Origin of the sequence: Alicycliphilus denitrificans (genome assembly GCF_044792555.1) — a bacterium.
GTDB lineage: Bacteria > Pseudomonadota > Gammaproteobacteria > Burkholderiales > Burkholderiaceae_C > Alicycliphilus > Alicycliphilus denitrificans_A.
In genome coordinates this window covers 1,417,394-1,430,656 of record NZ_CP126238.1, presented here as the reverse complement: position 1 = coordinate 1,430,656, position 13,263 = coordinate 1,417,394, and the positions used below count along the sequence as shown (strand labels likewise).

Here is a 13,263-nt window from a genome sequence, read left to right as displayed (position 1 = left end):
TACGTCAAGCCACCAGCCGCATCGGCTCGGCAGGCTGACTCTCTTCTGCCTTCTCGCCCAGAAGCTTGGCGGCAATGTCTTCGGGAGCTGCCTCCTCCAGCGCCGCCAGGCACGCCAGCAGCGGTTCCGGATTGATGTCGGACACCTGTGCCCAGGCACGCAGCTTGTCCTCCATCCGCGCCATGCGCGAGATGCCTGCCATGCGTGTGCGCACCACGGGAACGATGCGGCCCTCCAGCTTCGTCTCGGCGGCCCCAGCGAGGATCCGCTGGATGGCGTCGCGGTCCACGGCGCCACGGTCTTCCTCCGCCACGGTCCAGCGCACGCGCACGCTGGCACCAGCGATGTCCTGCCGTGCGACCGCCTCGCGCAAAGTGTCGAGATCCGGGCGGCCCTCGAACACGATATCCATGGTTCGGCGCGCCGGGGTGGGCTCCAGGGTGCAGCGGGCCGACTCCGCGCCCACCTCCCACAGCAGGAATCCCTTCTCTCCCTCCTCTCCATAGTGAAAGCGGCCAATGGAGCCTGCATAGGCGATCAGCTGTTCGCCCGCCAGCCCTTGCTGCGCCCAGGACTGGTGCCGGTGGATATGGCCCAACATGAAAGCCTGGGCCTCGGCGGCAAACAGGGCACCGGTGGTGAACTCATGGTCGAAGCCCGCCATCGGAACCCCGTGCTCGCTCAGGCAACCGAACACGGTCCCGTGCGACACCCCGATCGTGGGCAAGCCCAAACTGCGCACACGCCGGTGCAGCGGGGCGAATCCAGCAAGCAGCCGTCCCAGTTGCTCGCCCACCGACTGCGCCGCATCCGTCGCCCCGATGGCAGCGGCCACCGCAGCCTTGTTCACCGTGGGCAGGCAGGAAATCAGCACCTCGGCATCCGGTGGCAAGGCCTCGAAGCACCACGCCGCCGACGCCACCCAGCCGCGCCGGGTCAGCGCCACCTGTTGAATGCGATCAGCAACATGGATGGAGTGACGCCCGCCAACCGAGCGGAACACTGAAAGCGTGCCGGGTGGTTCGTGCGAGTAGGTTCCTTGCAGCATGAGGACCGGACAGTGATCGGCGAGGCGGCGTACCTGCGCTACCAGCCGTGCTGCGGCGGGCGCATGCAGATCGAGTGCATGGTCCGTCGCATCGCCAGAGATCACAGCGACCTGTGCGCCCAGGGCCACGGCGCGGTCGATGGCTGCGCCGAAGCAGCGGTCGGCCTCCACCAGGGTCTTCGTGCCGTAGTGCAGATCAGAAAATTGTGCGATTCGCATGGTGCCTCCCCGGTTCAGGCCATTTGACTCAGCTCGGTCTCGATCTTGTCCAAGTAACCCGCTGGATCGTTGCGGTACCGGTCGAGCTCATCCCAGGCACGGCCACGGCCATGCGGATTGACCCGCCAGCCCCGCCCCCAGCGGCGATCCGCGTAGGCCGCATAGCGTTCGCGAGGCACCCCCATCACCTGCGCCCTGTCCAGCAACTGTTCGAGCGTGGGGCAGCCGGGGTACTGCGCGGCCGTGTCACTTTCGGCCGAGGCATTCACGGCATCGGGAGGCGTGTGAGAGTTTTCAAGCACCTGCGTGGCGAGCCGCGCCTGCTGGATGGCGGTCTCCGCGTCCTCGTGATCCCGCAGCAGTGCGGTCACGTCCACGGGCGCCTCGAGCTCGATGATCCATTGGGGCACGCGTACCGCCCGCCCCTGCTCGTCAATGTGCGGCACCTCCTTGAGCACCTTGGTCAGGAAGAAGCTCGTGCGGTCGCGCCCCAGAAACCCGGAGATGCGTCCGCCGCGCATCTGGGCGATGGCCTGGAAGCGCTGGATGGCGGCGCTCATCGCGTAGAAGCTTGTGGTGGGCAGTTCCAGCGCACTGATCGAACGAATGCCGGGAATGAAGAACAGGAAGCGGCCCGTGAGATTGCATTGGCGGGCCTGGTACTCGGGGCAGGTTTCCGGGTTGCAGATACCGCCGTTTTCCTCGCGGGGCATGGTCTTGCGCCCACCGAAGACGCGGATCGTGCGCCGCCCGGTGTCGTCCACCGGCACCGGTGCATGGCGTATGCAGTGGCGCACCTGCCCGTCGGGCGAGTACTGCGACCAGAAGCGCTTTTCATGCGTGCTCCAGGCCGCCAGCTCGTGCGGCATCACGGTCTGCCAGTGGTCCGACGGGAAGACGACCGGGAAGCGGTACAACCGATGGCCCTGCCCCCGATCCTCGCCATAGGTGTCGAGGATCTCGCGGGCGATTTCCGGGTTGGGGAAGTCCGACCCGCGTACCGTGAACCACGGAACGTTGCGCGGCACCAGCGGGGATTTGAGCTGGGGCAGCGCCTGCGCCAGCGCCTTCTCGATCGCCTCGAACGACCGCCCCTCCGCCACACCCTGGGTATAGATGGCCTTGGCCTCGGGCTGCTCGGCCGCCTTGCGCGTGAGCACCATGATGCCTGGGCGAATCTTGCCGCCGGTGGGGATGCGTGCAGGGGCCTGGCCCAGCAGGGTCGGCAAAGAGCCCGGTTCGCCCTGCACCGTGACGATGGCTTGTGCCATGGAGTGCTCCTTCATGAATGTCGGGAAGTTCCGATGGTTCATGCTCTCGCTCAACAGGTCGCCATCAACCCCTGATTTCGGGCCCTCAAGCGGTCGCACGGGCAAGATCCAACAGCCCCAACAATCCCGAGTCGATTCTTCGGGATTGCCCAAGGCGTAGCTTTTGCGAGCAAGGCGCACACTTGGCTGATGCCGAAACTCTCCGCATTTCGCTGCGGTTTCGGCTGGCGCGCAGCCAGGTAATTGTTCAGCATGGCTCCATGGAGCAGGCTGCTGCAACAAGGAGCGATAGCGTGCAAGTGGAGGAACCCATCGACGCCCCGGATGGAGCTCAGCAAAGCTCCTGGACGCTCGCGATCACCATGTTGCGCGGCATTCTGGAAGGCGATACCTACGACGCCGTCGCATCCCGGCACGGCATCACGCGCACGGCCGTCGAGCGGCGCATCAAGGCCGTTTCCATGCATGTCGCGTCGACCGCCGGCATCGCAGGACTGAATGCGGAGGGCGCGGCCTTTGTGCGCAGACTCCGGCTGCATCGCGAGGCCATCCGCAATGCTCTGGACGAATTGGGCAGTGAGCCACCGGCCCATGCACGGCACATCCGCGTTCTCACCGACGAGGAAATCACCTCGGGTGCATTGCGCATTCGGGGCCGCAGTCACCAGCCCCACGAGGACCTGGCCCTCTACTACATCCTGCTCGCCACGGGAGCGCGGCCGCTGGAAATCGCCCGCCTTGAAGTTCGCGACTATCTCCATGCCGACGGCGGTGTGCGCCGAGTCTCATGCATCCGGCCTGATGTCGCCATCACTGGGCGGGAACGTCCGCTTTTCTTCTGTAGCGTACGGCTTGAGGAAGCCTTGAATGCCTACCTGGCGGAACGCGTGGCCGCCCAGCAAGGGCTGGGAGCCAGCAGCGAATACCGGGGTCTCGATCCGGCCAGCCGGCTCTTTCTGTCCGCGAGCGGCCAGGGCTTCGAGATCAAGCCCTACGGGGCGGAGGGCCAGAAGCGGTTCCGATGCCGCGCCATCCAGGAGACCTACCGAAAACTTTTCCGCTACGCGGAGCTCAAGCAGATGACCGCGCTCACGGTACGCCATACCGTGGCCGACCGCCTCTATGCGAGAGGCGCGGACGAGTCCCAGGTAGGACTGCTGCTGGGCATCGCCGATCGCAGCGCGGTGCGGGAGCAATTCCCCCGCCGCCTGCCATCGCTGGACACCCTGACCACCGACCTGGTGTAGCGGCCATGGGCGGATCCACAGTCGATTTATCTCCAGACGTACAGCGCTTCGCCATCCGCGGCCGGGTCTGGCAGCTCACCGACCCGGGCCTGCAAGACGCGCTCGCCCAGATCCACGACACGGCGGAACGACCGCGCTGCCTGTGCATGCCCGACGGGATCGAGATGTATGTGGCGCGGCACCGCCACTACCTCGTGAAGCGGATGCCGGACACCGGCAAAACCCATCATCCACTGTGCCCATCCTATGAGCCCGACAACGCCTATTCGGGACTGGGTGACCTGGTGGGCGACGCCGTGCTCGAAACGCATCCAGGCCACATCGAGCTTCGCGTCGACTTTCCGTGGACGCGCATCCATGGACGGGCGGTGGCGCGTGGCGAGCCGGACGAACCGGGAGAGGTCGCTGTACCACGGCGACGGATGACGCTCAGGGCCGTCCTGCACTTCCTGTTCGAGCAAGCCGGCTTCAACCGGTGGACGCCGGCCATGGCCGGCAAGCGGAACCAGGGCGTCCTGTGCAAGTACCTGCTGGAGGCCGCGGCTGACATTGAGGTCAAGGGCAAGTCCCTGGCCGAAAGGCTCTATGTCCCCGAGCCCTTCAGCGAATCCGCGAAGGCCGACATCGCGCAGCGCCGGCACGCCAAGCTGGCGGTGCTGCAACCCCACGACGGCCAAGCGCCGCTGGCGCTCGTAATCGGAGAATTCAAGGCCTGCGAACGCGGTGAGCGTGACTGCCGCATCTGGATCCGCCACATGCCGGATGCTCCGCTTTTGATGGATGCGCGCGCGTGGGATCGTTTGGCCCGCATCTATGCGGCCATGCTGGAAGCCCGCGATGCAGATACCGGCCACCCTGTTCGACTCATCATGGCGGCGCTGATCCGCGCCCGGCGGGAATTCACCTACGAGATCGACGCCGCCAGCCTGATGCTGCTCAGCGAACAGTGGATTCCGGTGGAGGGCGTCCATGAATTGCCGCTTATCGATAGTTTGATCGCCCAGAAGCGGCGCTTCCTGAAACCGCTGCGCTATGACGCCAAAGCCGCGGCGGCCTTCCCCAACGCCCTGCTGCTGGATTGCGGCGCCACGCCCGTCCCCTTGCATTTGATCAGCGAATTCATGAGTCCCAAGGATCGGTCCCTCAAAGAAAAAGTGATTCAGACGGACAGCAAATCAATGGTCTGGACTTGGCATACCGCTCATCCATTACCGCCACTGCCCGATATTGCAAAGTAAACATCGATTTCTATGATCTCGACTCATCAAGTCAGCCAGCCTGAAGCCCATCCGCTCAGTCGAGTTTTGTATGAACCTCGTTGGCATGCCTGGTTTCGTCATTTAATATAGCCCCCTAGAGTATATTGCTTGACCCATTCCATGTCCCACACCTCCCGAGAAAAATCCAAGTTGATCGCGCGTGTCCGCCGCATCAAGGGCCAGCTCGAAGGCATCGAGCGCGCCCTGGAGGCAGATGCGGCCTGTGTCGAGGTGCTGCGCCAGATCGCTTCCGTCCGGGGCGCGGTCAGTGGCTTGACCGCCGAGGTGATGGAAGACCACCTGCGCGAGCACGTCATAGCACCATCGGACGACAAAGAACGCCACCAGGGCGGCGAGGAAATGATCGAAGTCATCCGGGCCTACATGAAGTGAACTTGCCGCCCGCAGACCGTTCCCATTCAGGAAACCACGAATGACCAGCGCCACAACCACCACACTCGCCGCGTCCGCACACGACCATTTCTTCCTGGGCACCGACCACCAACGCAACGAGCGCAAGGTGTGGCTGGTGATCGCTCTCACGGCCAGCATGATGCTGGTGGAGATCAGCGCTGGCACGATCTACGGCTCGATGGCGCTGGTGGCCGACGGCTGGCATATGTCCACTCATGCCGGCGCCATGCTGATTACCGCACTGGCCTACCGGTTCGCGCGCAAGCATGCGGGCAATCCGCGCTTTACCTTCGGTACGGGCAAGCTCGGCGATCTGGCCGGCTTTGCCAGCGCGATCGTCCTGGCCTTGATCGCCCTGCTGATCGCTTGGGAAAGCCTGGTGCGGCTGACCCAGCCGATCCACATTGATTTCAATCAGGCAATCGCCGTGGCTGCTGTCGGGTTGGTCGTCAACTTGGTCTGTGCCTGGCTGCTGAAGGACGACCATGCGCATCATGGTCACCATCATGGACATCACCACCACCATGATCATGACCACGACGACCATCATGCGCCGAGCAAGAGCCGCGACAACAACCTGCGCGCCGCATACATCCATGTGCTGGCCGATGCGCTGACATCCGTGCTGGCCATCGTCGCCTTGCTGCTGGGTAGCAGCTATGGCTGGCTCTGGGCCGATCCGGTCATGGGCGTGGCCGGCGCACTGGTGATCGCCCGGTGGTCATGGAGGCTGATCCAGGACTCCGGCAGCGTGCTGCTGGATGCCGCCGCCGAGGGGCAGGAAGTGCGGCAGGAGATTCATGAGGCCATGCAGCCCACCGGAAGCGAGGTTACCGATCTTCATGTCTGGCAGGTGGGGCCGGGACATTTCGCGGCCATCGTTTCGCTGATGGCCCGGGAGCCGAAGGAGCCTGCGCACTACAAGGCGCTGCTGGCGCATATCCACGAGCTGTCGCATGTCACGGTCGAGGTGCAACCCGCCGCCGCATGACGATGCGCTTGCCCCCTCAGTGATTCTGGCATCTATTAGCAAATTAGAATTCCACGATGCGCCGCAAGTTCGCCCTTGCCCTGATGTTGCTCTCCATCCTGTGGCAGTCCCTTGCCCTTGGAGGGCAGGCTGAGGCATTCGCGGATGCCCACGAAGTGGCGCACATGGCGATGCACTCGCTGAGCGGGGCGCACCACCACCATGACGATGGCTCGGTCGTCCAAGACGATTCCGATGAATCCTGGGAGCATGTAGTCGCCGATGGCGGCGTGAGCAGCCCTTTTTTGCAGGCTGCGACCCACTTCACACTCATTCCCATATATCCCGCTCGTCCGCCCATGATGGATGAGCGGCTCTTGCCGGCGCCCTTGCTCGACGGCCTGCGAAGGCCCCCTCGGCTGTCCTGATCTTCAGAAAACCCTTCCCCCGCTGCGCCCCCGCGCGGCCGGGACGTTTTCAAGCCGGCGTTCCCCTCACGTAGCCGTGCGCGTCCACGTATCCATTTGGACGTGACGGTGCGTGCCTGCGGATCGCCATCGAGTGAGTCAGGACTTTCGTGAAACCCGTTCCTTGGTTCGTGGCTTGCGCCATCGCAGGCTGCGCGGCTGTGGGGGGCGCTTTGCCCGCCGCCGCGCAAACCCCTCCGCCAACCCTTCCAGCCACTCCGGCTGACAACCGCCGCGTCACGCTGGCCGACGCCGTGGAGACTGCATGGCAGCGCGCTGTGCAGGCGCGCGAGGCCCAGGCCCAAGGTCGGCGTGCCCAAGCCGAACAGACGGCAGCCTCCAGCCTCTGGGCCGCGCCGCCGTCGCTCGAACTCAACCACCGCAATGACCGCTGGCAAACCAATGCCGGGCGGCGCGAGAACGAAGTCGGTGTCGCATTGCCACTGTGGCAACCGGGCCAGCGCGATGCCCGGTCCGCGGCGGCCGGCGCCGAACTCCGGCTTGCCGACACGCAAACCCGTGCAGCGCGCCTGCGGGTGGCCGGCCAGGTGCGCGAGGCGGCCTGGCGCTGGTCGGCAGCCCAGGCCGAAGCCGATGCGGCCGCGGCCCAGGTGCAATACCTGCAGCGCCTGGCCAACGACGTGCAGCGCCGCGTGCATTCCGGCGACCTTGCGCGTGCCGATGCGCTGGCGGCGCGTGCCGAGCTGCTGGACGCCCAATCCCTGCTGGGCGAGGTGCGCCAGAGGCTTCTGGCAGCGCAGGCGCAGTGGCGCAACCTGACTGGCCTGGAAGCCATGCCGGAAGTGGCGACGCCGTCCACGTTGTTCGCCGGGCTCGACGCGGAGACCAGTGAGGAACACCCCGAGCTGCAGTTGGCCGCCCAGGCCATGGAGCGGGCGCGCAAGCGGGTAGAGGTAGTCAATACCTCGCGGCGCGATGCCCCCGAGCTACTGCTGCGCTACCGCGAGGAATCGCCGGGCACCGGTCAGGCAGCTCAGCGCAGCGTCGGCATCGGAGTGCGCATTCCCTTTGGTACCGATGGCCGTAACGCGCCGCTGCAGGCCGCCGCGCTGGGCGATCTGGATGTTGCGGAAACCACGGAGCTGCGGCTGCGCGAAAGGCAGGAGGCGGACCTCGGCCTGGCCCGCTCGGCCGTGCGCAACGCCGCCCGCCAACTGGAGGATGCGCGCGACCGCGCCTCGCTGCTGCGCGAGCGCACCCAGCTCATCGACAAATCGTTCCAGGCGGGAGAAACCCCGCTGCCCGAACTGCTGCGCGCGGCCAACGCCGCCGCGCAGGCAGACGCCGCCCTGGCACGCCAACAGGCGGCGCTGGGCCTGGCCCAGGCACTACTGCAACAAACCCTCGGACTCCTTCCATGAACTCCATAACCCTTTCCCGCCATGGCTCCAGGCTCGGTGGCTGGCTGCAATGGCTGGCCTGCGCCGCGCTGGCCTTTCTGCTGATTCTTACCAGTGCCGGCGCCTGGGCTTCGCCTGGAGCCCACGGTCCCAATGGCGAGCACCTGGACAGCCCCGCAGCGACGGCAGGCAGCGCCAGCACCGCGCCGCGCATGGAGGCCCGCTCCGAGAGCTTCGAGCTGGTGGCCCACCTCTGGGGTGACGAGCTGTCGATGCTCATCAACCGCTTCGAGACCAGCGAGCCGGTGCTGCAAGCCACAGTCGAAGTCGAATCCGGCACGGCGAAGGCAGTCGCCAAATTCCACGAGGACATGGGCGACTACGCCGTCGATGACCCGGCTTTCCTCAAGGTGCTGAAGGCTCCGGGGGCGCATCCCCTGATCGTCACGATCCTGGCCGGCACGGAATCGGATCTGCTGGAGGGGACGCTGCAGACCGGCCCGGCGAACGCTGCTGCGGCTGCTGCCAATGGTGATGACCACGGACATGCGCATGACGACGGCGGACACGGCATCCCCAACGTGGCCTGGGTCGTGCTCGTGATGCTGTTGCTGGCTGCGGCCAGCGTCTGGATGACCCGCAGCTCCCGCAAGGCCCAAGGAGGCGCCCAATGAATAACCGTCTTATTTCTGTCTCGCTGCTGGCAGCGGCCATCCACCTGCTGGCGGGTTCTCCTGCTTGGGGCTCGCCCGGAGCGCATGGCCCCAACGACGAACACCTTGATGCGCCGCAGACCGCAAACGTCAACGGATTGATGCGCTTGCCGGAAGGTAGCGTGAACGTGCCGATGCTCGCGCAGCGGCGCATGGGCATCCGCACGCAGATCGTCGCCGCCTCACAGGCGCAGGCCACGGTCGAGCTGGCCGGCCGTGTGGTGATGGACCCGAACGCCGGCGGCCGCGTGCAGGCCGTGCATGGCGGCCGCGTCGAGGCAGGCCCGCGCGGCCTGCCGGTGGCGGGCCAAGCGGTGCGGCAAGGCGAGGTACTGGCCTATATCCGCCACCATGCCGAACCCTATGCGCAGGCCAACCAGGAAGCGCAACTGGCCGAGCTGCGCAGCAGCCGGCAGCTCGCGGCCCAGCGCGTCGAGCGCCTGCAATCGCTGGAAGGCACAGTGCCGCGTAAGGAAATCGAGGCGGCCAGGGCCGAGCTGCAAAGCCTGTCCGCACGAGAAAAGAGCATTGGTGCCAGCCTGGGCGCACGCGAAGCGCTGGTAGCTCCCGTCTCGGGCGTGATCGCCCGCACGCAGGCCGTGGCCGGACAGGTGGCCGATGCCCGCGAACTGCTGTTCGAGATCGTCGATCCCTCCCGGCTGATGGTCGAGGCCACGACCGCGGACACGGCGCTGCCGGCCCGCATGGCTGGCGCCTCCCTGCGCGAGGCGCCCGGCGCGCGTCTGCAACTGGTGGGCGCGGGTGGCGCGCTGCGTGACGGCGTGATGCCGGTCAACTTCCGTCTGCAAACCGCTGGCGCCGGGCAAGCACTGCCGCTCGCGGTGGGCCAGCCCGTGACGCTGATCGCCCAGCTCGCCGAACGCGTCGAAGGCTTCGTGCTGCCGGCCCAGGCCGTGGTGCGCAATGCCGCCAACGAGCAGGTGGTGTGGATCAAGTCCGGCGCGGAGCGCTACATCCCGCAGCCGGTGAGCGTGCGGACGCTGGACGCGGCGACGGTGGTCGTCGTGCAAGGACTGGGCGCGGACAACCGCGTCGTGGTCGAAGGCGCCGCATTGCTGGCGCAGATCCGGTAAGGAGCACGCGATGTTCGACTGGATCGTGCGCAGCAGTCTGCGCAACCGCCTTTTCGTGCTCGCCGTCGCGGCCTTCCTGCTGGTGTGGGGTGCCGTCAGCGCCTGGCGCACGCCCGTGGACGTGTTCCCCAACCTGGACAAACCCCTGGTCACCGTACTGACGGAGGCCGGCGGCATGGCGCCACAGGAGGTGGAGCAACTCGTCACCTTCCCGTTAGAGACCGCGCTCAACGGCATGCCGGGGGTCACCCGCGTGCGCTCGATGTCCGGCGTGGGCCTGTCCATCGTCTATGCGGAGTTCGACTGGGGTACCGACATCTACCGCAACCGCCAGCTCGTCGTCGAGCGCCTGGCGCTGGCGCGCGCGCAACTGCCCGCCGGTATCGAGCCGACCATGGGGCCGGTGTCCTCGATCATGGGCGAGATCATGCTGATCGCGCTACCGATCTCGGCGCAGGCCGACGGTGGCGCCTCGCCCATGCAGGCCCGCGAGTACGCGGACTTCGTGCTGCGCCCGCGTCTGCTGTCCATTCCCGGCGTGTCGCAGGTGATCCCTATCGGCGGCGACGTGCGCACCCTGCGCGTCGCGCCGGACACCGCACGCATGGCGCAGTTCGGTGTCTCGCTCACCCAGGTGGAGCAGGCCATGAAAGGCTATGCCTCCAACGCGGGCGGCGGCTTCATTGACCTGAACGGGCGCGAGTTCCTGATTCGCCACGTCGGCCGCTCGGCCGACCGTGACGCCCTGGGCGGCGACCTCGCCGGTGTGGCCGTCGCCTGGAAGGATGGCCGGCCCGTGCTGCTGGAGCAGGTGGCGCAGGTCGGCTTCGCGCCGGGTCTCAAGCGCGGCGATGGCGGCTACAACGGCGGCCCCGCCGTGATTGCCAGCGTGCAGAAGCAACCCGGCGCCGACACCGTGAAACTCACCGCTGCCGTAGAGACGGCGCTGCAGGAGCTGGAGCCCGGTCTGCCCAAGGGGCTGGCGAAGCCGCAGGTGCTGTTCCGCCAGGCCGACTTCATCCGAGCCTCGGTGGGCAACGTGGGCGAGGCGCTGCGCGACGGCGCCGTGATGGTGGCGGTCATCCTGTTCGCCTTCCTGCTGTCGGCACGCACCACGCTGATCTCGCTGCTGGCCATCCCCCTTTCGTTGGCGGTGGCGGCGCTGGCCTTCCGTGCCTTCGGCCTGTCGATCAACGTGATGACGCTGGGCGGGCTGGCCATTGCCATCGGCGAACTGGTGGACGACGCCGTGGTGGACGTGGAGAACATACTGCGGCGTCTGAAGCAGAACCGCGCGGTGGGGGATTCCGTGCCGGTGCTGGAGGTGGTACGCCGCGCCAGTGTGGAGGTGCGCTCGGGCATTGTCTATGCCACGCTGGTCGTGGTGCTGGTGTTTGTGCCGCTGTTCGCGCTGCCGGGCATCGAAGGGCGGCTGTTCGCGCCGCTGGGCGTGGCCTACATCGTCTCCATCTTGGCCTCCATGCTGGTGTCGATGACGGTGACGCCGGTACTGGCCTACTACATGCTGCCGCGCATGAAGCGCATCGACCATGGCGACAGCCCGCTGGTCGCCTGGCTCAAGCGGCTGGACACCCGCGTGCTGGCCTGGTCTTTCCCAAGGGCACGGATTCTGGTGGCGGGAGCCGCCGTGGCAGTGCTGCTGGCCGCAGCCAGCGTGCCGTTCTTCCCGCGCGCCTTCCTGCCGGCATTCAACGAGGGTTCGCTGGTGCTCGGGCTGGTGCTCTCTCCGGGCACCTCGCTGGAGCAGGCCAACCGCATCGGCGCCGAGGCCGAGCGGCTGATCGCCGAGGTGCCCGAAGTGCGCCAGGTCGGCCGGCGCACCGGCCGCGCCGAGCTGGACGAGCATGCCGAGGGCGTGCATGCGGCCGAAATCGACGTGGACCTCAAGCCATCGGCTCGCAGCCGCGAAGCCATCATGGCCCACATCCGCGAACGCCTGGCCCTGTTGCCAGCGCAGGCCACCATCGGCCAGCCGATCTCGCACCGCCTGGATCACCTGCTCTCGGGCGTGCGGGCGCAGATCGCGCTCAAGGTCTTTGGTGACGACACGGATGCCCTGCGGGGTCTGGCCGAGCAACTGCGCGGCCGCCTTTCCGGCATCCCGGGACTGGTGGACCTCACCGTGGAAAAACAGGTGCTGATCCCGCAGATCAGCGTGCGCATCGACCCGCGCAAGCTGGCGCAGACGGGCCTCGCGCCCGGCGAGGCGGTGCGCGTGCTCAAGGCGCTGACCGACGGCGCACACAGCGCCGAGATCGTAGACGGCCCGCGCCGCTACGACCTGGTGCTGCGCCTGCCTGACCAGCGGCGCAGCCCGCAGGACCTGGCCGCGACGCTGATCGACACGCCGGCCGGGCGCCTGCCGGTCTCGGCCTTCGCCACGGTGGCGGAGGAGGATGGCCCCAACCAGATCGGCCGCGAAAACGGGCGCCGGCGCATTGTGGTCTATGCGAACACCGATGGCCGCGACATGAGCGCTATCGTGGCGCAGATCCGCCAGGCCATCGGCGAGACGCAGCTGCCACCTGGCTACTTCATCAGCATGGAAGGCCAGTTCCAGGCCCAGGAGCAGGCGGCGCAGTTGATCGGCGCTCTGTCGCTGGTCTCGCTGGCGATGATCTTCTTGGTGTTGTACTCGCGCTACCGCTCGGCGGTGCTGGCCGGCATCGTAATGGCCAATATCCCGCTAGCGCTCATCGGCAGCGTGGTGGCGATGTGGATCGCGGGCGTGAGCCTGTCTGTGGCCTCGATGGTGGGCTTCATCACGCTGGCGGGCATCGCCACGCGCAACGGCATCCTGAAGATCAGCCACTACATCAACCTGTGCCGCTTCGAGGGCGAGCAGTTCGGCATCCCCATGATCGTGCGCGGCTCGTTGGAGCGGCTGACGCCCGTGCTCATGACCGCACTGGTCGCCGCCTTCGCGTTGACGCCGCTGCTGCTGGCCGCCGATGCGCCGGGTAAGGAAATCCTGCACCCAGTGGCGGTGGTGATCTTCGGTGGCCTGGTCAGCTCGACGGTACTCGACACGCTGCTCACTCCAGTGTTGTATTGGTTGCTGGGTCGCAAGCCCACCGAGCGGCTGCTGCAGGCGGAGCCAGAGGTGGCGAGCAATGCACCAGCACTGCAGGAGGCTTTTTAATGCGATCCGTCTGACACCCCGCACGAATGCTGCTTTC

Annotated in this window: 11 protein-coding genes; 9 read left to right on the top strand and 2 right to left on the bottom strand. The window is 66.7% G+C overall.

Going from position 1 to position 13,263, the window contains the following annotated elements:
* Positions 1–4: 4 nt before the first annotated feature.
* Both P7644_RS06835 and P7644_RS06830 read right to left on the bottom strand, forming a co-directional pair.
* Complete coding sequence (locus P7644_RS06835) at positions 5–1,267, bottom strand: exonuclease SbcCD subunit D (protein ID WP_404302410.1); 1,263 nt, start codon at positions 1,265–1,267, stop codon at positions 5–7.
* A gap of 14 nt (positions 1,268–1,281) precedes the next feature.
* On the bottom strand, positions 1,282–2,538 hold the full coding sequence (locus tag P7644_RS06830; protein WP_404302409.1) for a hypothetical protein: 1,257 nt from the start codon (positions 2,536–2,538) through the stop codon (positions 1,282–1,284).
* A gap of 182 nt (positions 2,539–2,720) precedes the next feature.
* Here P7644_RS06830 and P7644_RS06825 point away from each other — a divergent pair, with 182 nt between their 5' ends.
* The 9 genes from P7644_RS06825 to P7644_RS06785 all read left to right on the top strand — a co-directional run bounded on the left by P7644_RS06825 (position 2,721) and on the right by P7644_RS06785 (position 13,226).
* Entirely contained in the window at positions 2,721–3,785 is a 1,065-nt protein-coding gene (locus P7644_RS06825) for a tyrosine-type recombinase/integrase (protein ID WP_404302408.1), read from the top strand.
* Positions 3,786–3,790: 5 nt separating this feature from the next.
* Positions 3,791–5,023, top strand: a complete 1,233-nt coding sequence (locus tag P7644_RS06820) for a DUF1173 domain-containing protein (protein WP_404302406.1) — start codon at positions 3,791–3,793, stop codon at positions 5,021–5,023.
* A gap of 141 nt (positions 5,024–5,164) precedes the next feature.
* Positions 5,165–5,437, top strand: a complete 273-nt coding sequence (locus tag P7644_RS06815) for a metal/formaldehyde-sensitive transcriptional repressor (protein ID WP_404302405.1) — start codon at positions 5,165–5,167, stop codon at positions 5,435–5,437.
* Between the two features lie 40 nt (positions 5,438–5,477).
* Positions 5,478–6,449, top strand: a complete 972-nt coding sequence (gene dmeF, locus P7644_RS06810; protein ID WP_404302404.1) for a CDF family Co(II)/Ni(II) efflux transporter DmeF — start codon at positions 5,478–5,480, stop codon at positions 6,447–6,449.
* 56 nt (positions 6,450–6,505) lie between these two features.
* Positions 6,506–6,856, top strand: coding sequence for a hypothetical protein (locus P7644_RS06805; RefSeq protein ID WP_404302403.1), 351 nt, complete (start codon positions 6,506–6,508; stop codon positions 6,854–6,856).
* Between the two features lie 149 nt (positions 6,857–7,005).
* On the top strand, positions 7,006–8,277 hold the full coding sequence (locus P7644_RS06800) for a TolC family protein (protein ID WP_404302402.1): 1,272 nt from the start codon (positions 7,006–7,008) through the stop codon (positions 8,275–8,277).
* Positions 8,274–8,930 (top strand): hypothetical protein, encoded by a 657-nt coding sequence (locus P7644_RS06795; protein ID WP_404302401.1) that lies wholly within the window; start codon positions 8,274–8,276, stop codon positions 8,928–8,930. Before P7644_RS06800 ends, P7644_RS06795 begins: the two co-directional genes overlap by 4 nt.
* Entirely contained in the window at positions 8,927–10,063 is a 1,137-nt protein-coding gene (locus P7644_RS06790) for an efflux RND transporter periplasmic adaptor subunit (protein WP_404302400.1), read from the top strand. The genes P7644_RS06795 and P7644_RS06790 overlap by 4 nt, the downstream gene beginning before the upstream one ends.
* A gap of 10 nt (positions 10,064–10,073) precedes the next feature.
* Positions 10,074–13,226, top strand: coding sequence for an efflux RND transporter permease subunit (locus tag P7644_RS06785; protein WP_404302399.1), 3,153 nt, complete (start codon positions 10,074–10,076; stop codon positions 13,224–13,226).
* Positions 13,227–13,263 lie beyond the last annotated feature (37 nt).

Coding starts and splice junctions, on each gene's coding strand:
- P7644_RS06835 (WP_404302410.1), bottom strand. CDS start 1,267: ATGCGAATCGCACAATTTTCTGATCTGCACTACGGCACGAAGACCCTG.
- P7644_RS06830 (WP_404302409.1), bottom strand. CDS start 2,538: ATGGCACAAGCCATCGTCACGGTGCAGGGCGAACCGGGCTCTTTGCCG.
- P7644_RS06820 (WP_404302406.1), top strand. CDS start 3,791: ATGGGCGGATCCACAGTCGATTTATCTCCAGACGTACAGCGCTTCGCC.
- P7644_RS06815 (WP_404302405.1), top strand. CDS start 5,165: ATGTCCCACACCTCCCGAGAAAAATCCAAGTTGATCGCGCGTGTCCGC.
- dmeF (WP_404302404.1), top strand. CDS start 5,478: ATGACCAGCGCCACAACCACCACACTCGCCGCGTCCGCACACGACCAT.
- P7644_RS06805 (WP_404302403.1), top strand. CDS start 6,506: ATGCGCCGCAAGTTCGCCCTTGCCCTGATGTTGCTCTCCATCCTGTGG.
- P7644_RS06795 (WP_404302401.1), top strand. CDS start 8,274: ATGAACTCCATAACCCTTTCCCGCCATGGCTCCAGGCTCGGTGGCTGG.
- P7644_RS06790 (WP_404302400.1), top strand. CDS start 8,927: ATGAATAACCGTCTTATTTCTGTCTCGCTGCTGGCAGCGGCCATCCAC.
- P7644_RS06785 (WP_404302399.1), top strand. CDS start 10,074: ATGTTCGACTGGATCGTGCGCAGCAGTCTGCGCAACCGCCTTTTCGTG.